Origin of the sequence: Delftia sp. HK171 (assembly GCF_001886655.1) — a bacterium.
Classification (GTDB): domain Bacteria; phylum Pseudomonadota; class Gammaproteobacteria; order Burkholderiales; family Burkholderiaceae_C; genus Comamonas; species Comamonas acidovorans.
The window spans coordinates 414,421-439,869 of the sequence record NZ_CP018101.1 but is presented as its reverse complement, the minus strand read 5'-3'; the positions used below and the strand labels follow the sequence as shown (position 1 = coordinate 439,869).

Sequence of the window (25,449 nt, the reverse complement as noted above, 5' to 3'; positions counted from 1 at the left end):
TCCAAATCGGCATGTCCCAAGCCAGGGACACCGAGCAAGGGCCGCCCCGCAGCGAGGGTGTCGTCCCCCTCCCGCGAAGCGAGAGAGGGGGAAGGCGCACAGCGACTCAGGGGGTGATCCATTCAAGCGAGTTCGGCGTAGCCGTGGCTGAGCACGATCTTGTCGCGCTCCAGCACGCGGGCGCGCAGTTGCAGCTGGCAGGGCTGGTCGGGCGTGCGCCAGATCTCGGTGACCAGGGTTTCGCCGGGATAGACGGGCGCGGTGAAGCGCACATCCAGCGCCTTCAGGCGCGCGGGATTGCGGTCGCCGCACTGGCGCAGCACGGCATGGGCCATCAGGCCGTAGCTGGCCAGGCCATGCAGGATGGGCCGCTCGAAGCCGGCCTTGCGCGCCACGGCCGGGTCGGCATGCAGCGGGTTGTAGTCGCCCATCAGGCGGTACAGCAGCGCGGCCTCGGGGCGTATGGCCTGGGTGTCGGTGAAGTCGGGCGCGCGGTCCTCCGGCGTGGGGCGCAGCGGCGCCAGGGGCGCGTCGCTGGGCTGGCCGCCGTCCAGCAGGCTGTAGCCGCCATCGCCGCGCAGAAAGCTGACCTGCTGCACGGTGGCCAGCAGCTCGCCCCCGGCGGTCTCCAGGCGCCGCTCGGTGACCATGATGGCGCCCTTGCCCTCACCCTTGTCCGTCAGATGCGTGATGCGGTTGTGGCCCACCACGTCGGCGCTGGCCGGCAGCGGGCGGTGCAGCCGCATGCGCTGCTCGCCATGCAGCAGCTTCACCCAATCGATGCCCGTATCGGCCTCGCGCGCCCAGAAGCCCGGGTAGCCCAGCACCACGGCCTGCGAAGGCAGGGCGCGCAGCCCGCCGGGCGCCCCTTCGTAGAAAAAGGGCAGGGCCGCATCCGACAGCGGATCGCTGCCCAGGCCCAGGCTCAACGCATAGAGCATGGTGTCGCGTTCGCCATAGTGCTGGCGCACGGGCTCGAAGGGGCGCTGTTTCAGGTGGTCGTAGCGAATGGTCATGGAACGGGTCATCTCGGTAATTGATTGCGCTGGCGCAATACCAACAGCCTTCAAAGCCGGCGCACCCCAACCCAGGGGCGCCGAGCAAGAGCCGCCTCGCGGCGAGGGCGCCGTCCCCCTCCCGCGAAGCGAGAGAGGGGGAAGCGGCGCAGCCGCTCAGGGGGTGCTCTTCTAGACAGGGTCCCAGCTGAAGACATCTGCCGAGCGGTCCAGGGGGACGAACGATGCCTTGAGCGCAGGCATGCCGTGCTCGGCAATGAACTGGGGCGACCAGCCCTCGCTGCGGTGCACCGAGCGCAGCGGGCGCGGCTGGCTCATGACGAAGATCTCGTTGTTGCGCACGGCAAAGACCTGGGCGTTCACGTCGCTGGCCGCGTCGGACAGCAGGTAGACAGCCAGCGGGGCGATCTTGTTGGGCGTCATCTGCTGGATCTTGGCCACGCGCGCCTGCTGCTCGGGCGTGTCGGTGGGGATGGAGCCGATCATGCGGCTCCAGGCGAACGGCGCGATGCAGTTGGAGCGCACGTTGAACTTCTGCATGTCCAGCGCGATGGACTTGGACAGGGCCGTCAGCCCCAGCTTGGCGGCGCTGTAGTTGGCCTGGCCCAGGTTGCCGATCAGGCCCGAGGTCGAGGTCATGTGTACGAAGGCGCCGCTTTCCTGCTCCTTGAAATGGTTGGCGGCCGCGCGGCTCATGTAGTAGCTGCCGTACAGGTGGACCTTGATGACAGCGTCCCACTCGTCCAGGCTCATCTTGTGGAAGAACCGGTCGCGCAGGATGCCGGCGTTGTTGACCACGCCGTCGATGCGGCCGAAGCTGTCCACGGCGCACTGCACGATGCGGCCCGCGCTGGCGGCCTCGGCCACGCTGTCGGTGTTGGCCACGGCCTGGCCGCCTGCGGCCTTGATCTCATCGACCACCTTCTGCGCCGGGCCGGCGTCCGTGCCCTCGCCCGTGGTGGAGGTGCCGATGTCGTTGACCACCACCTTGGCGCCCTCGGCCGCCATGGCCAGCGCCATGTCGCGCCCGATGCCGCCGCCGGCACCCGTCACCACCACTACCTTGTCCTGCATCATTTTCTGCGCCATGGCCTGTCGTCCCCGTTCAGTGTTCGTTGGAAAGAAGTCGGGACCAAGGATGCCGGCAAACGCCGCACCGCGCCATTCGCCAATCACAAGGGCGGACTTCGCAGGAATGAAAGCAGCGGCGGACAGGCCGCGCCGGCCCAGCCTTCAGCGCGGCCAAAGGCTTGCTTAAGAAAACGCGGATTGCGGGCCGCCGCGCTTGCACCGACCATGGCGGCCATGACAGACAAGCAAGCTACCGACACCCTCGACGCCGCCGCGCTGGCGCATCTTCAGTCCTGGCAGGGCCGCAGCGAAACCCTGGCAGACAGCATCACGGCCGCGCCCGTGGCCGCGCTGTCGGCCACGCTGGACCGGGAAGACCCTGAGCCCGCCGACGGCACGGCGCTGCCGCCGCTGTGGCACTGGATGTACTTCCTGCCCCATGCACGCCAAAGCGAGCTCGGCCCCGACGGCCACCCGCGCCGTGGCGGCTTTCTGCCGCCCGTGCCGCTGCCGCGCCGCATGTGGGCCGGCGGGCGCCTGCTCTGGGAGGCAGGCAACGCGCTGCAGGTGGGCCAGAAGGTGCAGCGCCGCTCCACCATCGGCTCGGTCAGCCACAAGAGCGGCCGCTCGGGCGAGCTGCTGTTCGTGCTGGTCGAGCATGCCTATAGCAACGACCAGGGCCTGGCGCTGACCGAGGAGCACGACATCGTCTACCGCGCCGCTGCCCAGCCCGGCGATCCCGCGCCCACGCCGCAGAAGCCGCCGCTGGACGGCCAGCAAACCTGGTCGCGCACCATCGTTCCCGACGACGTGCTGCTGTTCCGCTACTCGGCCCTGACCTTCAACGGCCACCGCATCCACTACGACCGCCGCTATGTGACGGGTGTCGAAGGCTATCCGGGCCTGATCGTGCACGGCCCGCTGATCGCCACCCTGCTGCTGGACCTGCTGCGCCGCGAGCTGCCCCAGGCGCACGTGCTGTCCTTCGAGTTCAAGGCCGTGCGCCCCACCTTCGACCTGCATGCCTTCAGCGTGCACGGCAAGCCTTCTGCGGACGGCAAGACCGTCGAACTCTGGGCGCAAGACCACGAGGGCTGGCTGACCATGACCGGAAAAGCCACCCTGGCCTGAGACCCCTGAACACCGAGCCTTGAGACCACCATGATCGAACACACGCTTTCCAACAATTTCCCCGAAATCCGCGACGCCATCCGTGCGCTGTGCGCCGAGTTCCCCGACGAGTATTTCCGCAAGATCGACGAGCAGCGCGCCTATCCCGAGACCTTCGTGGACGCGCTGACCAAGGCCGGCTGGCTGGCCGCGCTGATCCCGCAGGAGTACGGCGGCTCGGGCCTGGGTCTGACCGAGGCCAGCGTGATCATGGAAGAGATCAACCGCTGCGGCGGCAACTCGGGCGCCTGCCACGGCCAGATGTACAACATGGGCACGCTGCTGCGCCACGGCTCGCAGGCGCAAAAGGAGAAATACCTGCCGCGCATCGCCTCGGGCGAATGGCGCCTGCAGTCCATGGGCGTGACCGAGCCCACCACGGGCACGGACACCACCAAGATCAAGACCAGCGCCGTCAAGAAGGATGGCCGCTACGTGGTCAACGGCCAGAAGGTCTGGATCAGCCGCGTGCAGCACAGCGACTGGATGATCCTGCTGGCGCGCACCACGCCGCTGGCCGAGGTGAAGAAAAAGAGCGAGGGCATGTCCATCTTCATGGTGGACCTGGCCGAGGCGCAAAAGAGCGGCCTGACCGTGCGCCCCATCCCCAACATGGTCAACCACGAGACCAACGAGCTGTTCTTCGAGAACCTGGAAATCCCCGAGGAGAACCTGATCGGCGAGGAAGGCAAGGGCTTCAAGTACATCCTCGACGGCCTCAATGCCGAGCGCACGCTGATTGCGGCCGAATGCATTGGCGACGGCTACTGGTTCCTGGACCGCGTGACCAACTACGTGCGCGACCGCAACGTGTTCGGCCGCCCCATCGGCCAGAACCAGGGCGTGCAGTTCCCCATTGCCGATGCCTTCATCGAGGTCGAGGCCGCCAACCTCATGCGCTGGAAGGCCTGCGAGATGTTCGACGCCAACCAGGCCATGGGCGCCCAGGCCAACATGGCCAAGTACCTGGCGGCCAAGGCCAGCTGGGAGGCGGCCAATGCCTGCATCCAGTTCCACGGCGGCTTCGGCTTTGCCTGCGAATACGACGTGGAGCGCAAGTTCCGCGAGACGCGCCTGTACCAGGTGGCGCCGATCTCGACCAATCTCATTTACTCCTACGTGGCCGAGCACATCCTCGGTCTCCCGCGTTCTTTCTGAAGGCACTGCGCATGACACAGCAACGCCTGAGGCCCCTGGACGGCACCACCGTCGTCTCGCTGGAACATGCGGTGGCCGCACCGTTTTGCACGCGCCAGCTGGCCGACCTGGGCGCGCGCGTGATCAAGGTCGAGCGGCCCGGCAGCGGCGACTTTGCGCGCGGCTATGACCAGCGCGTGCAGGGCCAGTCCTCGCACTTCACCTGGATCAACCGCAGCAAGCAGAGCCTGGCGCTGGACCTCAAGCAGGACGAGGCCATGCAGGCGCTGCTGCAGCTGCTGGAGGGTGCCGACGTGCTGGTGCAGAACCTGGCGCCCGGCGCGGCCGCGCGCATGGGCCTGTCCTATGCGGCGCTGCGCGAGCGCTTTCCGCGCCTCATCGTCTGCGACATCAGCGGCTACGGCGCAGACGGCCCCTACCGCGACAAGAAGGCCTACGACCTGCTGATCCAGAGCGAGGCGGGCTTTCTCTCGGTCACGGGCACGCCCGAGGTGCCGTCCAAGGCCGGCATCTCGGTGGCCGACATCGCGGCCGGAATGTACGCCTACACCAACATCCTGTCGGCCTTGCTGCTGCGCGGGCGCACGGGCGAGGGCAGCCACATCGACGTGTCCATGCTGGAGGCGCTGGGCGAGTGGATGGGTTACCCCATGTACTACGCCTTCGACGGTGCGCCGCCGCCGCCGCGCACCGGCGCCTCGCACGCCAGCATCTATCCCTACGGGCCGTTCGAGGCCGGTGACGGCGGGACGGTGATGCTGGGCCTGCAAAACGAACGCGAGTGGAAGCTCTTTTGCGAACAGGTGCTGCTGCAGCCCGCGCTGGCTGCAGACGCGCGCTTCGACAGCAACGCGCGCCGCAACGCCAACCGCGAGGAGCTGCATGCGCTGATCCTGGGCGTGTTCAACGCGCTCGATGCCGCCCAGGTGGTGCAGCGGCTGGATGCGGCCGGCATTGCCAATGCGCGCGTCAACGACATGGCCGGCCTGTGGGCCCATCCCCAGCTGGCCGCACGCCAGCGCTGGTGCAGCGTGGACACGCCGGCCGGTCCGGTGCAGGCGCTGCTGCCCCCCGGTGCCAACAGCGCCTTCGACTACCGCATGGAGGCCGTGCCCGCCGTGGGCGAGCACAGCGCCGCCATCCTGGCCGAGCTGGGCTGGAGCGCCGAGCGCATCAGTGCCCTGTGCCCGCCCCCGGGAAAAACCGCCCCCTGAAACCAGGGCGCATGCCCAAGAATGCGCCGGAGACCCAACCCATGAAAAACGACACCCAAGTGAGCATCCATCCGCTGGCCCAATTCGCTGCCTCGCTGCGCTGGGACGACGTTCCCGCCGCCGTTCAGCAGCGCGCCGAAGACCTCTGGGTGGACTGGTTCGGCTCCGTGCTCGCAGGCCAGGGCGCGCGCCCCGTGCAGAGCATCACGCGCTTTGCGCTGTCCCAGGGACCGGCGCAGGGGCCTAGCGAGATCCTGGGCAGTGCCGACACCACCTCGCCCATGATGGCGGCCCTGGCCAATGCCGCAGCCTCGCATGTGGCCGAGCAGGACGATGTGCACAACGGCTCGGTCTTCCACCCCGCCGCCGTGGTCTTCCCGCCCGCGCTGGCCGTGGCACAGAGCATCGGCGCCAGCGGCGCCGAGCTCATGGCCGCCTGCGTGGCCGGCTATGAGGTCGGCATCCGCGTGGGCGAGTTCCTGGGCCGCAGCCACTACCGCATCTTCCACACCACGGCCACGGCCGGCACCCTGGCCGCCGCGGCCGCCGTGGGCCGGCTGCTGGGCCTCACGCCCGCGCAGATGCAGCATGCCTTCGGCTCGGCCGGCACGCAGTCGGCAGGGCTGTGGGAGTTCCTGCGCACGGGCGCCGACAGCAAGCAGCTGCACACGGCGCATGCGGCCGCTGCGGGCCTGATGTCGGCCTACCTGGCCCGGGACGGATTCACCGGTGCGCAGGACATCTTCACCGGGCCGCAGGGCCTGGCGGCAGGCATGTCCACGGACGCCGATCCCACGCGCCTCACGGACGGCATCGGCACGCGCTGGGCCACGGCCGAGACCTCGTTCAAATGGCATGCCTCCTGCCGCCACACGCACCCGGCCGCCGACGCGCTGCTGCAGGTCATGCAGGACCACGGCCTGGCCCCCGCCGACCTGGCGCAGGTCACCTGCCACGTGCACCAGGGCGCCATCGACGTGCTGGGCCCCGTGGTCGATCCCGGCACGGTGCACCAGAGCAAGTTCTCCATGGGCACGGTGCTGGCGCTGGCCGCGCGCCACGGCCATGCGGGCCTGGACGAGTTCGACAACGAATACCTGGCCGCCACCACCGTGGCCCTGCGCGAGAAGGTGGGCATGGTGCTGGACCCCGAGGTCGATGCCGCCTACCCGCAGCGTTGGATCGGCAAGGTCACCGTGCTCACCACCGATGGCCGCACGCTGCACGGCCGCGTGGAAGAGCCCAAGGGCGATCCGGGCAACACGCTGTCGCGCGAGGAGATCACGGCCAAGGCGCTGCGACTGATCGCCTATGGCGGTGCCCTGCAGGACGACCCCGCCCAGGCCGCTGTAGCGCGGCTGTGGCAGATCGCGCACTGGCCGCGCGTGCAGCGCCTGCTTGACTGAGTTCTTGACTGAGTTTTCGCGCCGGCCCCGGCCGGCGAATCCATGGGAAAGGCGCCACCACAGAGCGCCTCCCGCTTCCACCAAAGTGCACAGGAGACAAACCATGCAACGCACCACTTCTTTCCGCCGCCGCCTCGTTTACGCAGCGGCCGCCGCCTGCGCCCTTGCCGCCGGCGGGACGACCACCGGCGCCCTGGCCGCGGCCTGGCCCGAGAAGCCCGTCGTCCTCGTCGTGCCCTACAGCGCTGGCGGCCCCACCGATGTGGTGGCGCGCCTGCTGGCCGTGCCCATGGGCCAGGTGCTGGGTCAGAGCGTGCTGGTCGAGAACACCGTGGGAGCGGGCGGCACCATTGCGCCCAACCGCGTGGCCAAGGCCAAGGCCGACGGCTACACCATCCTCATCCACCACATGGGCATGGCCACGGCGCCTGCGCTGTACAAGAAGCTGCCCTATGACCCGCTCAAGGACTTCGAGTACATCGGCCAGGTGCTGGACGTGCCCATGACCCTGCTGTCGCGCAAGGACTTCCCGGCCAACAACTTTGCCGAGCTGCTGGACTACGTGAAGAAGAACCAGGAGAAGGTCTCGCTGGCCAATGCCGGCATCGGCGCCGTCTCCCAGCTGTGCGGCATGCTGTTCATGCACCAGGCGGGCGTCAAGCTCACCACCGTGCCCTACAAGGGCGCAGGCCCGGCCATGAACGACCTCATGGGCGGCCAGGTGGACCTGCTGTGCGACCAGACCACGCAGACCGTGCCCGTGATCAAGGACGGCCAGCGCGCCAAGGTCTTCGGCGTGACCACGCCCAAGCGCCTGTCCTCGCTGCCCGACATCCCCACGCTGGACGAGCAGGGCCTCAAGGGCTTCGACGTCAAGGTCTGGCACGGCATGTACGCGCCCAAGGGCACGCCCAAGGAGGTGGTCATGGCCATCAACAAGGCGCTGAACGTGGCCATCAAGGACGAGAACGTCAAAAAGCGCATCGCCGAACTCAGCTCCGACCTGGTCACGCCCGACAAGGCCACACCCGAAGGCCTGCGCACCCACCTGCAGGCCGAGGTGGCGCGCTGGGACAAGGTCATCAAGGCCGCAGGCGTCTCGGCCGAATAAACCGCTCTCCCAAGGACATCCGCATGCACGATCTGGCGCGACAGGCCACTTCCTTTCTCTTCGTCCCCGCCACGCGGCCCGAGCGCCTGGGCAAGGCCCTGGACAGCGGCGCCGACATGGTCATCGCCGACTGGGAGGACGCCGTGGCCCCGGCCGACAAGGACGGCGCCCGCCAGGCGCTGGCCCAGGCCGTGGGTGCGCTGGAAGGCCCGGCCCGTGCCCGCCTGCTGGTGCGCATCAACGCCGAAGGCACGCCCTGGCATACGGATGACCTGCGCGCGCTGGCGCAGCTGGTGGATCAGGGCGTGGCCGGCGCCATGGTCTCCAAGGCCGAACGCGCCCAGACCCTGCATGCGGTGGCCCAGGCTGCGGGCGCACGGGCGGCCGTGCTGCCCCTCATCGAAAGCGTGGCCGGCCTGGACGCGGCCGACGCCCTGGCTGCCGCGCCCCAGGTGGTGCGCCTGGCCTTCGGCCACCTGGACTTCCAGGTCGATGCGGGCATGGCCTGCGAGCAGGGCGAGGAAGAGCTGCTGCCCATGCGCATGGCCCTGGTCCTGGCCTCGCGCCGCGCCGGCATTGGCGCGGCTGTGGACGGCGTGACGGTGGACACGCGCAACCCCGAGCGGCTGGCCCAGGACGCGGCACGCGCGCGGCGCATGGGCTTTGGCGGCAAGCTGTGCATCCACCCGGCCCAGGTCCAGCCCCTGCACGCCATCTTCGACCCCGACGCAGCGGCCGTGGCCCACGCGCAGCGCCTGCGCCAGGCCCTGGCCGAGGCCGGAGGCGGCGTCTGCGTGCTGGAGGGCCGCATGGTCGATGCGCCCGTGCTCAAGCAGGCCGAACAGGTGCTGCTGCGCCATGCCTGGGCGCAACAGAGATCTGCAGCACGATCTTGATCAAAATGAGACTGAAAGGCCGTTTTGCACTCAGAGTTTTCTGATTCTGGTGCAAACAGTCCAATGATTTCCCTGATGGTGAATCCATCTGCCTCGAATACGCTTGGCCAGCTCGATTGATTTCGAGACGGCAGTTTCTTGATCCGATATCTCCACCCATGGAGGTACCCAGGCAAAGGAGCGTGTGATGGCAGTGATCTCGGGGACGGCATCGAACAGCGGATTCAACGGCCAATTGAATGACCGACTGAATGACAGACTGAACAACCGATTGAATCGGCGCCAGGCGCTGGCCCTGGCGGCCGGCGCCGTGGCGGCAGGGCCCGCCAGCGTGCTGGCGCAGGCCGGCTTTGCCACACGGCCCGTGCGCATCGTCGTGCCCTTTGCGGCAGGCGGCGCCACCGACGTGATTGCGCGCATCCTGGGCGAGCGCATGGCCCAGCAGCTGGGCCAGACCGTGGTGGTGGACAACAAGCCCGGTGCGGCCGGACTGATCGGCGGCGAAATGGTGGTCCGCTCCGCGCCGGACGGGCTCACCCTGCTGCTGGGCACCACCTCCACCATGCTCACCAACAAATACCTCTACAAGAAGACCGCCTACGATCCGCTGACCGACCTCACGCCCCTGTCGCGCGTGTGCATGGCGCCCATCGCCCTGGTGGTCACGGCCGACGTGCCCGCCTCCAACCTGCGCGAGTTCATGGCCTGGGCCCAGGCCAACGCGGGCAAGCTCTCATATGGCTCCTACGGCATAGGCTCGCACGGCCACCTGGCCTGCGCCGTGCTCAGCGACATGGCCGGTGCCGGCATGGCGCATGCAGCCTACCGGGGCGAGGCGCTGATGGTGCAGGACATGCTGGGCGGACGCATCCCCATCGGCATGGGCAGCCTGCTCACGCTCAAGCCCCACATCGATGCAGGCAAGCTGCGCGCCCTGGCCGTCACCGGCACGCGCCGCGTGCCCCTGCTGCCCGAGGTGCCCACCTTTGCCGAGGCCGGCTACCGCCACGAGGCCATGGAACTGTCCGGCTGGCTGGCCATCGCCGGCCCCAAGGGCCTGCCGGCCGACCTCACGCGGCAATGGGGCGAGATCTCCAACCGCGCCGTGGCCAGCCGCGAAGGCACGGCCCGCATCATCGCGGCCGGCTTCGTCCCTGTTGATGACGACAGCCCTCAGCGCTTCGGCAAGGCCTGGGCGCAAGAGGCTCCGGTCTGGGGGCGGCTGCTGCAGGCGGCGGGGGTGCAACCCGGTTGATGGCGCACAGCGGCCCTGGTTGCCCAAGGCTGCACTCATGCCCTGTGCTGTAATCGCCCCTCCTCAGGCGGCCCCGGTGGTGCAATGCCATGACGGGACAGCCCGTGGTTTCTCAAACATTCAAGAGAGGGTATTACCGTGAGTGCATTGGTCATCAAGGCCTGGAAGGCCAGCGAGCAACCCATAGACGACAAGGGCAACCACATTGCCATCACAGGCCGCGAAGGCGGCCTGGTCGCCTGGATCCTGTCCAAGGTCAACATCGATCCCACCACCACCATCCGCGTGGGCAGCGAGCGCCTGGAGTTCAGCAGCGCCTCGCTGTCGGGCACCCAGTCGCGCCTGATCCCGCTGCAGGGCATCTGCTCCACCTACTACGGCTATCACAAGCCCTGGAAGACGGCGCTGGGCATCGGTGCCCTGTCGCTGTTCATGGGCGGGTCCATGATGGCCCAGAGCTTCTTTGCAGGCCTGGTGGTCATGCTGATCGGCTGGGGCATCGCCGCCGTCATCTACTTCCTGAACCGCACCCTGACGCTGGGCTTCATCGAGAACAGCGGCGCAGTCAACGGCATCCAGTTCAAGCGCTCGGTGATCGAGAACATCGACATCACCCAGGAGCAGGCCAGGCAGGTCTGCGAACTGATGCAAAAGCTGATCGAGGCCAAGGAAAAGCGGCTCTGACGACGCGGCGGCACGCAAGTGCCGTCCGGCGCCATCCGGCGCCGCGCGTGCCCTGCGCTCAGGCCTGTGCCGGGCTGCGCGCCATCAGCTTGAAGGTGCCGGTGGCCAGTGCCACCAGGGTGCCGTCCTCGGAGCGCACTTCGCCGCGCGCGAAGCTGATGGATCGGCCGCGCCGCTCGCAGTGGGCGGTGGCGATGAGATCGCCGCTGCCGGCCGAGACGTAGTGCAGCGTGAGGTCGATGGTGGCCACGCCGAAGGCCGTGGGGTCATGCGAGCGGCAGGCCGATGCCAGGGCGCAGTCCAGCAGCGAGGCGATGGCGCCGCCGTGCACGTCGCCGCGGCTGTTGGCCTGGTCCGGTTGAAAGCCCATGCGGATCTGGGCGCGGTCCTCGCCGATGCGTTCACCGCTGAGCTTCATGGCGCGGGCCATGGGCATGGGCAGGCCGAAGAGGATGCCGGGCGCCTCGCCTTCGAAGGGGTTGGCCGGGTGTTCTTTGATGGGTGTGTTCATGCGGGCAATCATCGCATCGGCATGACTCAATCCACCCGTGCACCTGTCGATTTGACGACAGTGGCCCAGCGCGTGATTTCCTTGTCGATATGCGCCTGCAGCGCCTCGGGCGTGGAGCCCACGGGCTCGTAGCCGCCGGCGGCCAGCTGGGCCTGCAGCGCGGGCTGGCGCAGGGCGGTGGCGATCTCGCGGCTCAGGCGCTGGGTGGCTTCGGCGGGCGTGCCGGCCGGCGCGATGACGGCGTACCAGCCGGTCACGTCGAAGCCTGCGATGCCCTGCTCCTGGATGGTGGCCAACTCGGGCGCCAGCGCCGAGCGCTGCGGGCTGGTGACGGCCAGCGCATGCATGCGCCCGCTGCGGATGTGGGGCATGGAGGTGGAGATGCTGTCGAAGGTCAGGTCGATGTCGCCGGCCAGCATGGCGTTGACCACGCCCGCGCTGCCCTTGTAGGGCACATGGGTCATGCGCACGCCTGCCATGGAACCGAAGTACTCGGCCGCAAGATGCCCCGTGTTGCCGTTGCCCGCCGAGCCGAAGGTGAGCTTGCCGGGGTTGGCCTTGGCGGCCTGGATGAGTTCCTGGATGTTCTTTGCCGGCAGCTTGCTGCTGGCCGCAACCACCATGGGCAGGTTGGCCACCAAAGACACGGGCGCGAAGTCGCGGCGGGTGTCGTAGGGCAGCTTGGGATAGAGGCTGTCGTTGATAGCATGGGCGGCCAGCACCATGAGCACGGTGTAGCCATCGGGCCTGGCGCGCGCCACGTATTGCGAGGCCAGCGTGCCGCCTGCGCCAGGCTTGTATTCGAGCACCACGGGTTGGCCCAGCTGCTGCTGCAGCTGCACGGCCAGCGGGCGGCCCAGCAGGTCGGCACTGCCGCCGGGTGGATAGGGAATGACCAGCTGGATGGGCTTGGCAGGCCAGGCCTCGGCAGCAAGGGCGAGATGGGCGGAGGGGGCCAGCAGGGCGCAGGTCGCCAGGGCCAGGCAGGACAGCAGGCGGCGGCGCGGGAGTGGGTGCATGGGCATGGACATGGGCATGGGGGGACTCCGTTTCATGAAGAGGACAGGGCGCCGGCCTGGTACTGCTCGCGCAGCGCGCGCTTGAGCACTTTGCCGATCTCGCTGCGCGGCAGGCTGGCGGCCAGCCGCAGCTCGGCCACGCGCTGGGTCTTGCCCACGCGGGCGTTGAGCCATTCGCGCAGCTCGGCGGCCGAGGGCGTGGCATCGGGGCGCGCCACGGCGTAGGCCACGGGGGTCTCGCCCCAAGCATCGGAGGGCACGCCGATCACCGCGCATTCGGCCACCTGCGGGTGCTGCAGCAGCACGGACTCGATGTCGCTCGGGTAGACGTTGAAGCCGCCCGTGATGATCATGTCCTTCTTGCGGTCGCCCAGCACGATGAAGCCGTCCTCGTCCAGACGGCCCACGTCGCCGCTGCGGATGAAGCGCAGGCCCTGGGCATCGAACCATTCGGCCTCCTGCGTCTTGTCGGGCAGGCGGTGGTAGCCGCTCATCATCCCGGCCGAGCGGCCCACGATCTCGCCCTGCTCGCCGGGCGGCAGTTCGCGGCCCTGCTCATCGATGAAGCGGATGTCGGCGCCCGGTCCCGGCCTGCCCACGGTGTGCAGCTTGTCGGGGAAGTCATGGCAGTGCAGCTCGCAGCGCACGCCGCCTTCGGTCATGCCGTAGTACTCGATGAGCCGTCCAGGCCAGCGGCGCAGCACCTCGGCCTTGAGCGCGGGATGGAACGGTGCGCTGGTGCAGAACTTGTGCCGCAGGCGGCTCAGGTCGGCGCCGTCGAACCCCGGGCACTGCATCAGCCGCTGGTACTGCACGGGCACGAGCATGGTGTGGGTGGCACGGTGGCGCTCGGCCAGTTCCAGGTAGTGCGCCGCGTCGAACTTGCGCATCAGCACCAGGGTGCCGCCCAGGCCCAGGGTGGGCAGGGCCGCGACCAGGGTGGTGTTGGAGTACAGCGGCGTGGCGCACAGCGAGACGGCATCGGGCCCGTAGCCGTTGTGGATGGCGCGCTGCACATGGGCCCAGCGCATGGCCCAGGACTGGACGATGCCCTTGGGCACGCCCGTGGTGCCCGAGGAGTAGATGACGTTGAAGGGCCAGTCGGGCTGGGGTTGGATGGGCGTGGGTGCCGTGCCATGGTCCGTTTCGTCCGCAGCCAGCCATTGCGACCACGGCATGCCGGCTTCGACAGCGCCGTCCAGGGCCACGCATTGCAGATCCTGTCCGGCCTGCAGCGGCCATTGCGCTGCGGTGTCCGCGTCGCGCAGCACCAGCCGGGCGCCGCAGTTGTCCAGCATGGCGCTCAGGTGGCCTGCCGTGGCCGACGGGGCCAGCGGCGCCACGGCCACGCCCGCGCGCAACGCACCCAGGAAGGCCCGCACGTACTCGGGCGAGCTGCCCGCGCAGATGGCCACCACGTCGCCGGGGCCCAGGCCCTGGCGTTGCAGGCGCAGGGCCACGCGGTCCATGCCCAGGCGCAGCGCGGCGTAGTCGAGGCTGCGGCCGTCCATGGCCAGGGCGGTGTGGCTGGGGCGCTGGCTGGCCTGCAGCGCGACGAGTTCGGGCAGCGAGCCAAAGGGCTGGCGCAGCAGGGAGGCGATGTCTTCTTGCATGGGAGGGACGGGAGGGGACCACTATTCCAGCGACAGGCCTGCGGCCTTGACGATCTGGGCCCAGCTCTTGCGTTCCTGGGCGATGAAGGCGTCGTACTCGGCCGGTGTCTCGCCACCGGGCACGCCGCCCAGGTCGGCAAAGCGCTGGCGCACCTCGGCCGTCTGCATGGCGCGCCGGGCCGACTGCTGGATGCGCTCGACCACGGCATCGGGCGTGCCGGCAGGGGCCAGCAGCCCGAACCAGGCCGTGACCTGCATGGGCACGCCGGCCTCGGTCATGGTGGGCACCTCGGGCAACTGGGCCGAGCGCGTGGCGCTGGTGATGGCCAGCGCGCGGAACTTGCCGCTTCTGATGTGCGGCATGGAGCTGGGCAGGTTGTCGATCATGTAGTCCACCTGCTGGCCCAGCAGCGCCGTGACCGCAGGCGCGGCACCGGGAAAGGGCACGAGCGTGACCTCGATGCCGGCCTTCTGGCGGAACATCTCCGAGGACATGTGCGGCGACTGGCCCACGCCCGAGGTGGACACGTTCAGGCGCCGGGTCCTGGCCAGCTCCACCAGCTCGCGCACGCTGCGCACGGGCGAATCGGCATGGACCACGAGGATGTTGGGCACGGAGATCACATTGGTGATGCCGCGCAGATCGCTTTCCTTGTAGCTGAGCTGCTTGTACAGGCTGAAATTGATGGCCACCGGGCCGATGTTGCCCATGAGCAGCGTGTAGCCATCAGGCCTGGCGCGCGCCACCTGGGCCGTGCCGATACTGCCGCCGCCCCCGCCCTTGTTCTCCACCACCACCGAGGTGCCCAGGTCCTTGCCCATCTTCTCGGCCAGCACGCGCGCGGCAATGTCCGTGGTGCCGCCTGCGGCGGCCGGCACCACGATGGTGATGGGGCGTTCAGGCCAGGCCGCCGCCAGCGCGGCGGCAGGAGCCAGGGAGAAAAAAGGCAAAGCGGCCAGCAAGGCCAGCAGGCTGCGTCGGGCGGTCATGGGCAGTCTCCAGTTCACTGCCCGCAACGATAGAAAACCCTGGGCCCCAGGGCACCAGGGTTTGACTGGAGATCCGCTTCGCCATTCGGAAACCCGCGCTTAGGCCCACTGGAACGCGTGCTAACCCGTTGCCGAAAAGGCGGCCACAAGAAAAAAGGCGCCGAAGCGCCTTTCATTGACCGTGTGGTGCACAGCGCCAAAAACTGGCGCGGCCCAAGTCAGGGACACCGAGCAAGGGCCGCCCCGCCGCGAGGGTGTCGTCCCCCTCCCTTGCGAAGCAAGCAGAGAGGGGGAAGGCGCGTCAGCGCCTCAGGGGGTCAGGGATACAGTCCCCGCATCTCGCGCGCATGCAGGATGCGCTGGCAGGCCACGATGAAGGTGGCGGTGCGCAGCGTCACGCCGTGCTGCTGGGCGACCTGCCAGATGGCCGCGAAGGCGTCCTGCATGATGCGCACCAGGCGGGCGTTGATCTCGTCCTCGCTCCAGAAGAAGCTGGAGAAGTCCTGCACCCATTCGAAGTAGCTCACCGTCACGCCGCCGGCATTGGCCAGCACGTCGGGCAGCACCAGCACGCCCTTTTCGGTCAGGATGTCGTCGGCCTCGGTGGTGGTGGGGCCGTTGGCGCCCTCGATCACCATCTTGGCCTTGATCTTGCCGGCGTTGTCCTTGGTGATCTGGCCTTCCAGTGCGGCGGGGATCAGGATGTCGCAGTCCACGCTCCAGAAGTCGGCAGCGTCCATGGCCTCGGCGCCGTCAAAGCCGCCCACGCCGCCCTTGGCGGCCACGTGGGCCAGCAGGGCCGGCACATCCAGGCCATTGGCGTTGTGGATGGTGCCGGTGTGGTCCTGCACGGCCACGACCTTGGCGCCCACGTCGGCGAACAGCTTGCCCGCCGTGCCGCCCACGTTGCCGAAGCCCTGCACGGCGATGCGCGCACCCTGGACCGACAGGCCGGTCAGCTTGGCCGCTTCCACGCCCACGGTGAACACGCCGCGGCCGGTGGCCTCGACGCGGCCCAGCGAGCCGCCCAGGTCCACGGGCTTGCCCGTGACCACGCCGGTGGCGGTGGCGCCGGTGTTCATGGAGTACGTGTCCATCATCCAGGCCATGATCTGGCCATTGGTGTTGACGTCAGGCGCGGGGATGTCCTTGGAGGGGCCGATCAGCAGGCCGATCTCGCTGGTGTAGCGGCGCGTAAGGCGCTCCAGCTCACCGCGCGACAGCGTCTTGGGATCGACACGGATGCCGCCCTTGGCGCCGCCGTAGGGCACGTTGACGGCCGCGTTCTTGACCGACATCCAGGCCGACAGGGCCATGACTTCGGACAGGGTCACATCCTGGTGGAAACGCACGCCGCCCTTGCCGGGACCGCGGCTCAGGTTGTGCTGAACGCGGTAGCCTTCGTAGTGGGCGATGGTGCCGTTGTCCAGCTCGATCGGCACATCGACGATCAGGATGCGCTTGGGGCGCTTGAGGGTTTCGACCCAGCGGGCGAGATGGCCCAGGTAGGGCGTGACGCGATCGACCTGCTGCAGGTAGTTGCCCCAGGGGCCGAGGTGATCGGCCTGCAGGTAGGAAGGGATGGCGTGGTTGGTAACGCCGGCCGAAGCGGGTTGCTGCATGGTGGTTCCACACAAGAGTTGTCTGAGGGTTTTGAGCTTATTCCCGGGGCTATGCGCTGTCCAACGCCTTATGAGCGAGAGCCTTATGCATTTAATGCATAACCCTGGGAGCGCCTTGTCCAGCGGACAATCGGGGCCGCTTGAGACCCACCGATGCACTCCAGGAAAGCCGCCCCATGACGAATACGCCCCGCACTCCCACAGCCTTGGCCCATGCGCTGCTCCAGGCACGCCACAGCGGCGAATTGCTGGATGCCGACGATTGGGCCGACGTGGTGCGCACGCCCGCAGATGCACAGGCCGTGCAGGCCGCCATGGCGCCCGCCCTGGGCTGGCGCGTGGCCGGCAGCCAGCAGGGACCGGGCCGCGTTCCGGGCTACTGGAAGTCTGGCGCGCCGCGCCGCGATGCCCCGCTGACCCATGCGCCGCTGCCCGAAGAAGGCGTCTGGGCCAGCCCCTCGGTCGCTGGCGGCGCGCCGCTGCACCTGCGCGGCATCGAAGCCGAGATCGCCCTGCGCCTGGGCCGCGATGTCACGGCCGCGATGGCCGCCGCCCTGCAGCCCGGCGAGGGCCTGGAGCTGATCGACGGCATCACCGCCGCCATCGAGGTGGTGGATACGCGCTGGCGCCAGCACCTGAAGGCACCGCCGCTGCTGCTGGCCGCCGACGGCCTGTGCCATGGCGCCCTGGTACTGGGACCTTGGCAGGACGCTTCGCGGCTGCTGCCGCGCGAGTCGCCGCGGGACTGGTCAGCCCAGGTCTGCAGGCTGCGTGTGGGCGCGGCGCCGGTGCAGGCGTTCACCGGAACGCATCCGCTGGGCGACCCGCTGTGGCTGCTGGCCGGCTGGCTGCAGGAACTGGTGCGCCGCTATGGCAGCGTGCCCGCAGGCACGGTGGTGACTACGGGCACGTGGAATGGCCTGGCCTTTGCCCAGGCCGGTGACCTGGTGGTGGCCGAACTGGACGGCATCGCCGAGGCCCGCCTGCAGCTGTGAGGCTTCAGGCAGGCCATCGAGTGATCAGGTGATCTTGTAGTCCTTGAGGGCCGGATCGCCGGGCGGAAAGCGCAGGTCCAGGTTGCGCATCACCTCGCGCAGCAAGGTGGCGATCATGAGGTTGCGATGCGTCTTGGAATCCGCGGGCACGCGATGGTGCATGCGCCACAGGTAGTCATGCCACGGAATTCACACCCGGCCGAAGGCGCCTTTTCAGCGTACGACCGCTGTCAGTGTGGTAGCTGGGGGAACACGCAGCTGTTCTTGGTAGACGCCTTGGGCATCGGGCTGGCGCAGGAACGGGAAATGGCCGCGCGCATTGAGTTTGACCGGAACCGTGGTGGGCAGAGTTCGGATGGCGGCCATGCTGGATCCGTTGATCGCAGGCAGCGTGAAGCCCTGCTCGGAGCGTGCAGGCCAGCCATAGCCTTTGGGCGCTTCCTCCGGCAGCAGGGCAATATTGGCGCCCCAGCGCTGGATGGCGACCGGCAGCGTGGGCCCTCCTGCCTGCTGGATGGCATTGCCCAGCACCTGCAGTGAATCAGATGATGAGGTGTTGTTCAGCAACTGCTTGTAGAAGCCTACGCCGTACTGGCGCACCAGGTAGGCGCCCAGGCTGCCGTTGACGCCGTAGCCGAAGCAGTGATCGACGGTGTCACTGTCCCAGGCAGCAGGATCGCAGTTGAAGTTCGCGTCGGCCAGCCAGGATGTGATTCGCAGATTGACGGAGAAATTGAAGCCGGGCGTGACGCGCTGGGCCACGATGTCCTCCGCCATCATGGCGCTCATTTCCTCCAGGAAAGTGTCGAAGGCGTAGTCTGTTCCCGGCTTCGAAAGGAGGACGCTGCGCCGGTAGAAGTTCGTCATGTGGAGGAACTCATGGGCCAGCGTACTGACTTGAATGTTCATGCCTTCGGTAGCCAGGTACAGCGTCTCCGTGTCCATGTAGAACGACAGCGATTGGTTGGTGTCCTTGAGGTCGGGGTTCGCGAGGTCTGCCTTGAAGTTGTTCAGTGACCAGAAATAGCCCATCAGTCCGAAAGGATTGCGGTCCGGCACGAAGTTCATGAACACGATGTCGATGGGCTGCTCTGGGTCGATGAGGTCGCTGCGGGTGTGTGGGCCCCAGGGTTCGCCCGACAGCCCCGTGATCAGGGGGTAGATTGCATCGGAGCCGCTGGTGAAGCGCTGGATCAGCGTATCGAGCAAGGCGTCGCTGACCTTGTCTGCTCCATATTCACCGTCTTCGAGCCACAGGTTGACGGTGCGCGTGCCGGTGGATGTGGACACGCTGGCTTGGCGTCTGAGCGTGGCCTGGCGGGTTTCGGTGCGGTAGTTGCCGGTCACGACGAACCAACTGCGCTGGCTGCCCACGGGCTGGATAGCCGCAGCCTGCGGCTTGATGGATGGCCGCGCCTGTGTGTCCGCCGCCGTCAGGCGGGGCTTGAAATTGCGGATGCGCTCGGGAATCTGGTTGACAGTAGCCGTGGCCGGGCGGATGCTTTTTTGCGCCGTGGCGGTGGTGCCGGTGGGGGGCGTCAGCGTCAATGCAGGCATGGGCACGCTCGCATCGCCGTTGTTGGTGTAGATCAGCGTGACTTGCTTGCCGCCCAGGTTGCTGAGGCCGACGGGGATCTGCTGCTCGGCCTCCGTGATGTTGGTATAGGTCCAGACACCCACGCCCTGGCCCGAGTAGGTGGTGGCGTCAGCGGCGCCGCAGGCAGTGCCCGTGCAGGCCACCGTCAGCTGGGAGGACGGGCCGGACGGGCCACCGCCACCGCCACTGCCGCCGCAACCGGCCAGGACGGCGCCCAGGGCCAGTGCGACCGTGGTTTTGCTGTAGGAATGATCAAAGAACATTGTTTCCCTTCCTCTTGGCTATCGCGATGTTGATGATGTGAATTTTTGAGCCGATATGGCGTGAGATGCTACCCGGGCCCTCGAATGCCTCGTGGCGGCTGCCGCGGGACTGGTCAGCCCAGGTCTGCAGGCTGCGTGTGGGCGCGGCGCCGCTGCAGGTGTTCACCGGAACGCATCCGCTGGGCGATCCGCTGTGGCTGCTGGCCGGCTGGCTGCAGGAGCTGGTGCGCCGCTATGGCAGCGTGCCCGCAGGCACGGTGGTGACTACGGGCACGTGGAATGGCCTGGCCTTTGCCCAGGCCGGTGACCTGGTGGTGGCCGAGCTGGACGGCATCGCCGAGGCCCGCCTGCAGCTGTGAGGCTTCAGGCAGGCCATCGAGTGATCAGGTGATCTTGTAGTCCTTGAGGGCCGGATCGCCGGGCGGAAAGCGCAGGTCCAGGTTGCGCATCACCTCGCGCAGCAAGGTGGCGATCATGAGGTTGCGGTGCGTCTTGGAATCCGCGGGCACGATGGTCCAGGGCGCCCAGGGTGTGTGCGTGGCGCCCAGCAACTGGCCGTAGGCCTGCTGGTAGTCCTTCCACTGCGTGCGCACCTTCATGTCGTTCTCGTCGAACTTCCAGTGCTTGGCCGGGTCGTCCAGGCGCTCCTGCAGGCGCGCGCGCTGCTCGTCGGCGCTGATGTGCAGCAGGAACTTGACGACCACGGTGCCCGTCTCGCTGAGCATGCGCTCGAAGTCGTTGATGTGGGCAAAGCGCTGGCGCTGCTGCTCGGGCGTGATCCAGCCGTTGACCACGGGCACCAGCACATCCTCATAGTGGCTGCGGTTGAAGACCGTGATCTCGCCTGCGCCCGGCACGCGCTGGTGGATGCGCCACAGGTAGTCGTGCGCGCGCTCCGCATCGGTTGGCGCCTTCCAGCCCACGGCGTTCATGCCCAGGGCGCTGGTGCGGCCGAAGACGCCACGGATGGTGCCGTCCTTGCCCGCCGTGTCAGTGCCCTGCAGCACGACCAGCAGCTTGTAGCGGCGGTCGGCGTACAGCAGGTTCTGCAGCGCATCGATCTCTTCGGCCAGGGCCTCGACGGCGGCCTTGTCCTCGGTCTTGCCGTTGCCGTTGGAAAAGGGCTTGGCGCCGGGGTCGAAGTCGGCCAGGGCAATCGGCTTGTCCTTGTCGGACTTGGCGGAGCGCGGCTGCCACTGCTCCCAGAGCTTTTGCACGGCCGCATCGCGGCTGGAGAAAGGGTTGAAGGCGTCCATGGCTTGAGCGGTGGGTGAGCGGGGAAGGTCAGGGCTGGGCGCGAATGGATTGCACCTGCAGTTGCGGCGGCGCCATCGAAGGCGCGGCGCCAGCGGCGGGCCTGGGGCCGGGCTGGCCCCGGACCTCCACGTTCTGCCGCTGCCACTGCGTGACCTGCTCGGCGCTCAGGCCCTTGAGCTGCCAGGTCTCGCCGGAGGCGGTCTGCAGCACGGGCTGTTCATGGGGCGCATTGCCACGCAGCACCAGACGGCCTTGCAGGGTCAGGGGCTGGCCCGGTTCGGCCGCCGCGCCCGAGGCTGGCGCAGCCGCGCTGGCGGCGGGCGAAGCCGGGGCCGAGCAGGCGCTCAGCAGGGCCAGGCCGCTGGCCAGCAGCAGCGGAAGACTGCGGCGCAGGCCGCGGGCGGAGGCAGTCGGGTGTGCGTGGTTCATGGCGTTCAGCGTACGACGGCTGTCAGCGTGCTGCCTGCCGGAACACGCAGCTGTTCCTGGTAGGTGCCTTGCGCATCAGGCTGACGCAGGAAGGGGAAATGGCCGCGCGCATTGAGGTTCACCGGCACCGTGGTGGGCAGGACCCGGGAAGACGCCAGGCTGCTGCCGTTGATCGCCGCCAGGGTGAAGCCCTGCTCCGTGCGCGCAGGCCAGCCAAAGCCGCTGGGGCTGTCTGCGGGCAGCAGGGCGATGTTCGCGCCCCAGCGCTGGACGGCAACGGGCAGCGTGGGACCGCCGGCCTGCTGGATGGCATTGCCCAGGACCTGCAGCGAATCGGTGGACGTGGTGTTGCTCAGCAGCTGCTTGTAGAAGCCCACGCCGTACTGGCGCACCAGATAGGCGCCCAGGCTGCCATTGACGTCGTAGCCGAAGCAGGGCGCGGCGGTGTCGGCGCTCCAGGCGGCCGGATCGCAGTTGAAGCCCGAGTGGGACAGCCAGGAGGGGACGCGTCCGCTGGCGATGGAGTTGAAGCCGGGCGTGACGCGCTGGGCCACGATGTCTTCGCCCATCATGGCGCTCATTTCCTCCAGGAAGGTGTCGAACGCGTAGTCGGTTCCCGGCTTGGACAGCTGGACGCTGCGGCGGTAGAAGTTCGTCATGTGGACGAACTCATGGGACAGCGTGCTGATCTGGTTGGTCATGCCGGCGGCAGGGTCCAGGTACAGCGTCTCCGTGTCCATATAGAAGGACAGCGATTGGTTGCTGTACTTGACATCGGGATCTGCAGGGTCCGCCTTGAAGTTGTTCAGCGACCAGAAATAGCCCAGCAGACCGTACGGAGTGCGGTCCGGCACGAAATTCACGAACACGATGTCCAGGGGCTGGTCGGGGTCGATGAGGTCGCCGTAGGAGTGTGCTCCCCAGGGTTCGCCAGACAGCCCTGTGATCAGGGGGTAGACCGCGTCGGAGCCGCTGGTGAATCGCTGGACCAGCGTGTCGAGCATGGCATCGCTGACCTTGGCCGCGTCGTACTCGCTGTCTTCCAGCCAGACGTTGATGGTGCGGGTGCCGGTGGGCGTGGGCACGCTGGCCTGGCGCCTGAGAGTGGCCTGGCGGGTTTCGATGCGGGAGTCGCCGGGTTGGACGAACCAGCTGCGCTGGCTGCCCACGGGCAGGATCGCCGCTGCCTGCGGCTTGATGGATTGCCGCGCCTGCGTGTCCGCTGCCGTCAGGCGGGGCTTGAAGTTGCGGATGCGCTCGGGAATCTGGTTGACCGTTGTGGATGCGGCGCTGAGGCTTTTCTGGGCCGTGGCGGTGGTCGCCGCGGGCGGTGTCAGCGTCAGGGCGGGCATGGGCACGCTGGCGTCGCCGTTGTTGGTGTAGATCAGCGTGACCTGCTTGCTGCCCAGGTTGGTCAGCGCCACAGGAATCTGCTGCTCGGCCTGCGTGGTGTTGGTGTAGCTCCAGACGCCCACGCCCTGGCCTGAATAGGTGGTGGCATTGGCCGCGCCGCAGGCCGTGCCCGAGCAGGCGGCCGTCAACTGGGAAGACGGGCCGGACGGGCCGCCGCCGCCACCCCCGCCGCAACCGGCCAGGACGGCGCCCAAAGCCAGTGCGATGGCGGTTTTGCTGTGCTGATGATCAAAGAACATGTTTTCCCTTCCTCTTGTGTGACCTGCTGCTGGAGATGTGGATTCTTGATCCGATATGGCGAGAGATGCTACCCGATGCGATCCGCATCGCTGTCCGGCAACGGCCGCACCGGCACCTGCAGCTGCTCCACAAACCGCCGCGCCGCCAGCCCCAGCGGGCGCTCCTTGGACCACACCCAGTCGACGAACAGCTGGGTGCCGTTGCTGATGTTGCACAGCGGAATGCGCAGCAGCGCGCCCGTTTGCAGCAGGGGCTCGGCGACGCTGAAGGGCAGCCACCCCCAGCCCAGGCCGGCCGAGACCAGCGACAGGGCCGCCAGATGGCTGTCCGTGCGCCACAACTGGTGCGAGAACACGAAGCGCGGATCGGTATGGGCCAGGTCGCGGCTGGCCAGCAGGATCTGGCGCGCGCCGGCCAGCTGGCCCACGTCCAGGCGTTGCTGCCCGTCCACGCCCAGTTGCCGGGCCAGCGGGTGCCTGGCCGCCATCACGGCGACCATGGTTTCCTGGCCCATCTCCTGGAAATCCTCGCGGCCGTCGATGGCCGGGCGCTCGAAGACCAGGGCCAGATGCGCGCGGCCCGAATGCAGTTCCTTGAGCGCATCAACCTGGGCGGCCACCAGCACCTCCACCTCCAGCCCCGGGAATTCCTCGACCAGCGGCTGCAGCGGCGCGGCCCAGGCCGTGGACAGCAGCTCGGGCGCGATCACCAGGGTCAGCCGCTCCTCCAGTCCCTGGTGCAGAGCCAGTGCCTGGTGGTTGAGCTGCTGCAGTTGGGCGGCCAGCAGCCGGGCCTGGGGCTCCAGTGCGCGCGCCGCCGCCGTGGGCCGGGGCTCGCGGCCGCTGCGGTCGAACAGCTGCAGGTCCAGCTCGGCCTCCAGCTGGGCGACGGCCATGCTCACGGCCGAGGGCACCCGCCCCAGCCGGCGTGCGGCGGCAGAAAACGAGCCGTGGTCCAGCACGGCAAGGAACAGCGGCACCTGGTCAGCGGGGAAGGACATGGCGGGAACCTGTCAGTTTTATTGAAAGAATCTGACTTTAACGTTCAATTCCGGACAAATAAACTGCGCCCCCTATGACCTTGCAGACACACAAAAAGGGCCTCCAGGGGCCCAAGCGCAAAGTGGTCTTCGTGACCCTGTATGAACTGATCGCCATCGCGGCCTCCAGCCTGCTGTTCATGGCCATCGGCCAGAGCGCCGGGCATTCGGGCGGCATGGCGATTGCCGCTTCCACGCTGGCCATCGTCTGGAACCTGACCTTCAACCACCTGTTCGAGCAATGGGAGGCGCGCCAGAGCGTCAAGGGCCGCTCGGTGATGCGCCGCGTGGTGCACGCCCTGGGCTTCGAGGGCGGGCTGGCCATGGTGCTGATCCCGCTGATGGCCTGGTGGTTCGGCGTCACGCTGTGGGAGGCCACGGTGATGGAGGCCGGTCTGCTGGTCTTCTTCCTGGTCTACACCTATGTCTTCAACTGGTGCTTCGACCATGTGTTCGGCCTGCCGGCCTCGGCCTCGGCATCCGCTGCGGTGGCCCCGCGTGCTCAGGGCGAGCCGGCCTGCAGCAACTGACCGGCCACGGCGGCGGCGGCCGTGCGGGTCTCCACGCCGAGTTTCTCGAAGATGTGCTCCAGGTGCTTGTTCACCGTGCGCGGGCTCATGCCCAGGATGTCGGCGATGTCGCGGTTGGTCTTGCCCTTGCTCAGCCATGACAGCACCTCGGTCTCGCGCGGGGTGAGCGCCACCTGCTGCAGCCGGCGCGCGGCGGGCGTCTGCGGCGCCTCGTGGCTGAGCAGCACCATCGACTCCCCCAGGCCGCTGGCGCCCATGTGGCGCGCCAGCAGCTGGCGGCCATCGGCCAGGGCCAGCGCCAGATCCTGGGGGGCGGGCTGGCCCTCCTGATCCGCCTGGCCGGGCTGATCCGGCTGGCGGGCGCCGGCCAGCCAGTCCCCGGCCGCCTCCAGCGGGAAGGGCTGGTCCGCAAAGGCCTCCTCCAGCCAGCGCGATGCCTGGGGCGAGCGCCAGGCCACGCGGCCCTGGCCGTCGAGCACCACCACGCCCAGCCCCGCCACGTCCACGGCCTCCTGCGCCTGGCGCGTGGCGCGGGCGTTGCGCACATGGGTGGCCAGGCGCACCAGCACCTCGGGGATGCGCAGCGGCTTGACCACGTAGTCCACGCCACCGCTGGCAAAGCCGCGAATGATCTGGTCCGTGTCCGACAGGCCGGTCATGAACACTACGGGCACATGGGCCCAGGCCGGCGTGGCCTTGAGCGTGCGGCACAGCGTGAAGCCGTCCATGCCGGGCATCACGGCGTCCAGCAGCACGCCGTCGGGCACGGTGAGGGCGAAGCGCTGCAGGGCCTCGTCGGCGTCGCGGGCGGCGAGCACCACGTAGCCTTCGGCGGCCAGCGCGTCGCACAGCATGCGCAGGCTGTCCAGCGCGTCGTCCACCACAAGGATGACGTGGGCGTTGTGAGGGGGGTGGCTGGGGTGGCTGCTGCTGTCGGCGGTGGTCATCTG

The 25,449-nt window shown here is 68.3% G+C and carries 24 protein-coding genes and 1 pseudogene; 11 read left to right on the top strand and 14 right to left on the bottom strand.

All coding sequences use genetic code 11. The annotated features are described in order from the left end of the window. Nucleotides 1–122: 122 nt before the first annotated feature. Nucleotides 123–1,016 (bottom strand): MaoC family dehydratase, encoded by an 894-nt coding sequence (locus tag BO996_RS02040; protein WP_071957005.1) that lies wholly within the window; start codon nucleotides 1,014–1,016, stop codon nucleotides 123–125. A 171-nt stretch (nucleotides 1,017–1,187) separates the two neighbouring features. Continuing rightward, a complete protein-coding gene (locus tag BO996_RS02035; RefSeq protein ID WP_016450244.1) occupies nucleotides 1,188–2,105 on the bottom strand; it encodes an SDR family NAD(P)-dependent oxidoreductase in 918 nt (305 codons plus the stop codon). A 207-nt stretch (nucleotides 2,106–2,312) separates the two neighbouring features. On the opposite strand from BO996_RS02035, the gene BO996_RS02030 reads away from it, so the two are divergent. The 8 genes from BO996_RS02030 (at nucleotide 2,313) to BO996_RS01995 (ending at nucleotide 10,981) form a co-directional block, all read left to right on the top strand. Next, entirely contained in the window at nucleotides 2,313–3,218 is a 906-nt protein-coding gene (locus BO996_RS02030) for an FAS1-like dehydratase domain-containing protein (RefSeq protein WP_071953880.1), read from the top strand. 30 nt (nucleotides 3,219–3,248) lie between these two features. After that, nucleotides 3,249–4,415, top strand: a complete 1,167-nt coding sequence (locus tag BO996_RS02025) for an acyl-CoA dehydrogenase family protein (protein ID WP_012202137.1) — start codon at nucleotides 3,249–3,251, stop codon at nucleotides 4,413–4,415. Between the two features lie 11 nt (nucleotides 4,416–4,426). Then, complete coding sequence (locus BO996_RS02020) at nucleotides 4,427–5,629, top strand: CaiB/BaiF CoA transferase family protein (RefSeq protein ID WP_071953879.1); 1,203 nt, start codon at nucleotides 4,427–4,429, stop codon at nucleotides 5,627–5,629. Nucleotides 5,630–5,670: 41 nt separating this feature from the next. Next, on the top strand, nucleotides 5,671–7,035 hold the full coding sequence (locus tag BO996_RS02015) for an MmgE/PrpD family protein (RefSeq protein WP_012202139.1): 1,365 nt from the start codon (nucleotides 5,671–5,673) through the stop codon (nucleotides 7,033–7,035). Nucleotides 7,036–7,138: 103 nt separating this feature from the next. Next, nucleotides 7,139–8,146, top strand: a complete 1,008-nt coding sequence (locus BO996_RS02010) for a tripartite tricarboxylate transporter substrate binding protein BugD (protein WP_013800091.1) — start codon at nucleotides 7,139–7,141, stop codon at nucleotides 8,144–8,146. A gap of 23 nt (nucleotides 8,147–8,169) precedes the next feature. Then, a complete protein-coding gene (locus BO996_RS02005) occupies nucleotides 8,170–9,042 on the top strand; it encodes an HpcH/HpaI aldolase/citrate lyase family protein (RefSeq protein WP_071953878.1) in 873 nt (290 codons plus the stop codon). A 187-nt stretch (nucleotides 9,043–9,229) separates the two neighbouring features. After that, on the top strand, nucleotides 9,230–10,297 hold the full coding sequence (locus BO996_RS02000; protein ID WP_071953877.1) for a Bug family tripartite tricarboxylate transporter substrate binding protein: 1,068 nt from the start codon (nucleotides 9,230–9,232) through the stop codon (nucleotides 10,295–10,297). 138 nt (nucleotides 10,298–10,435) lie between these two features. Further along, nucleotides 10,436–10,981: a hypothetical protein gene (locus tag BO996_RS01995; RefSeq protein ID WP_012202143.1), complete on the top strand. Its 546-nt coding sequence runs from the start codon at nucleotides 10,436–10,438 to the stop codon at nucleotides 10,979–10,981. A gap of 58 nt (nucleotides 10,982–11,039) precedes the next feature. Here the strand turns inward: BO996_RS01995 and BO996_RS01990 are convergent, their stop codons facing one another. The 5 genes from BO996_RS01990 to BO996_RS01970 all read right to left on the bottom strand — a co-directional run bounded on the left by BO996_RS01990 (nucleotide 11,040) and on the right by BO996_RS01970 (nucleotide 16,736). Then, entirely contained in the window at nucleotides 11,040–11,492 is a 453-nt protein-coding gene (locus tag BO996_RS01990) for a PaaI family thioesterase (protein ID WP_013800094.1), read from the bottom strand. A 26-nt stretch (nucleotides 11,493–11,518) separates the two neighbouring features. Further along, complete coding sequence (locus tag BO996_RS01985; RefSeq protein WP_442856963.1) at nucleotides 11,519–12,517, bottom strand: tripartite tricarboxylate transporter substrate binding protein; 999 nt, start codon at nucleotides 12,515–12,517, stop codon at nucleotides 11,519–11,521. A gap of 26 nt (nucleotides 12,518–12,543) precedes the next feature. Next, the gene (locus tag BO996_RS01980; protein ID WP_071953876.1) at nucleotides 12,544–14,124 is read right to left on the bottom strand and encodes a class I adenylate-forming enzyme family protein; all 1,581 of its coding nucleotides are present in this window, start codon (nucleotides 14,122–14,124) and stop codon (nucleotides 12,544–12,546) included. A 21-nt stretch (nucleotides 14,125–14,145) separates the two neighbouring features. Continuing rightward, entirely contained in the window at nucleotides 14,146–15,114 is a 969-nt protein-coding gene (locus BO996_RS01975; RefSeq protein ID WP_071953875.1) for a Bug family tripartite tricarboxylate transporter substrate binding protein, read from the bottom strand. Between the two features lie 317 nt (nucleotides 15,115–15,431). Beyond that, nucleotides 15,432–16,736 (bottom strand): Glu/Leu/Phe/Val family dehydrogenase, encoded by a 1,305-nt coding sequence (locus tag BO996_RS01970; protein WP_013800098.1) that lies wholly within the window; start codon nucleotides 16,734–16,736, stop codon nucleotides 15,432–15,434. Between the two features lie 176 nt (nucleotides 16,737–16,912). On the opposite strand from BO996_RS01970, the gene BO996_RS01965 reads away from it, so the two are divergent. After that, on the top strand, nucleotides 16,913–17,731 hold the full coding sequence (locus BO996_RS01965; RefSeq protein WP_071953874.1) for a fumarylacetoacetate hydrolase family protein: 819 nt from the start codon (nucleotides 16,913–16,915) through the stop codon (nucleotides 17,729–17,731). 24 nt (nucleotides 17,732–17,755) lie between these two features. Here the strand turns inward: BO996_RS01965 and BO996_RS28890 are convergent. Both BO996_RS28890 and BO996_RS01960 read right to left on the bottom strand, forming a co-directional pair. Beyond that, nucleotides 17,756–17,884: pseudogene (locus BO996_RS28890) on the bottom strand (PPK2 family polyphosphate kinase); the annotation flags it as partial. A 60-nt stretch (nucleotides 17,885–17,944) separates the two neighbouring features. After that, nucleotides 17,945–19,591 (bottom strand): M30 family zinc metallopeptidase, encoded by a 1,647-nt coding sequence (locus BO996_RS01960; RefSeq protein WP_071953873.1) that lies wholly within the window; start codon nucleotides 19,589–19,591, stop codon nucleotides 17,945–17,947. Between the two features lie 65 nt (nucleotides 19,592–19,656). Here BO996_RS01960 and BO996_RS01955 point away from each other — a divergent pair, with 65 nt between their 5' ends. After that, on the top strand, nucleotides 19,657–19,950 hold the full coding sequence (locus BO996_RS01955; RefSeq protein ID WP_071953872.1) for a fumarylacetoacetate hydrolase family protein: 294 nt from the start codon (nucleotides 19,657–19,659) through the stop codon (nucleotides 19,948–19,950). Nucleotides 19,951–19,974: 24 nt separating this feature from the next. Here BO996_RS01955 and BO996_RS01950 read toward each other — a convergent pair whose 3' ends face one another. The 4 genes from BO996_RS01950 to BO996_RS01935 all read right to left on the bottom strand — a co-directional run bounded on the left by BO996_RS01950 (nucleotide 19,975) and on the right by BO996_RS01935 (nucleotide 23,930). Next, nucleotides 19,975–20,847: a PPK2 family polyphosphate kinase gene (locus BO996_RS01950; protein WP_043823254.1), complete on the bottom strand. Its 873-nt coding sequence runs from the start codon at nucleotides 20,845–20,847 to the stop codon at nucleotides 19,975–19,977. Between the two features lie 28 nt (nucleotides 20,848–20,875). Then, nucleotides 20,876–21,277, bottom strand: a complete 402-nt coding sequence (locus BO996_RS01945; protein WP_013800101.1) for a hypothetical protein — start codon at nucleotides 21,275–21,277, stop codon at nucleotides 20,876–20,878. A gap of 5 nt (nucleotides 21,278–21,282) precedes the next feature. Next, nucleotides 21,283–22,929: a M30 family zinc metallopeptidase gene (locus BO996_RS01940; protein WP_013800102.1), complete on the bottom strand. Its 1,647-nt coding sequence runs from the start codon at nucleotides 22,927–22,929 to the stop codon at nucleotides 21,283–21,285. A gap of 68 nt (nucleotides 22,930–22,997) precedes the next feature. Beyond that, nucleotides 22,998–23,930: a LysR family transcriptional regulator gene (locus BO996_RS01935; RefSeq protein WP_071953871.1), complete on the bottom strand. Its 933-nt coding sequence runs from the start codon at nucleotides 23,928–23,930 to the stop codon at nucleotides 22,998–23,000. Nucleotides 23,931–24,004: 74 nt separating this feature from the next. On the opposite strand from BO996_RS01935, the gene BO996_RS01930 reads away from it, so the two are divergent. Then, entirely contained in the window at nucleotides 24,005–24,499 is a 495-nt protein-coding gene (locus tag BO996_RS01930) for a PACE efflux transporter (protein WP_012202156.1), read from the top strand. Here the strand turns inward: BO996_RS01930 and BO996_RS01925 are convergent. Next, nucleotides 24,472–25,446, bottom strand: coding sequence for a response regulator transcription factor (locus BO996_RS01925; protein WP_034397700.1), 975 nt, complete (start codon nucleotides 25,444–25,446; stop codon nucleotides 24,472–24,474). The two genes, BO996_RS01930 and BO996_RS01925, sit on opposite strands and share 28 nt — an antisense overlap. Between the last annotated feature and the right edge of the window lie 3 nt (nucleotides 25,447–25,449).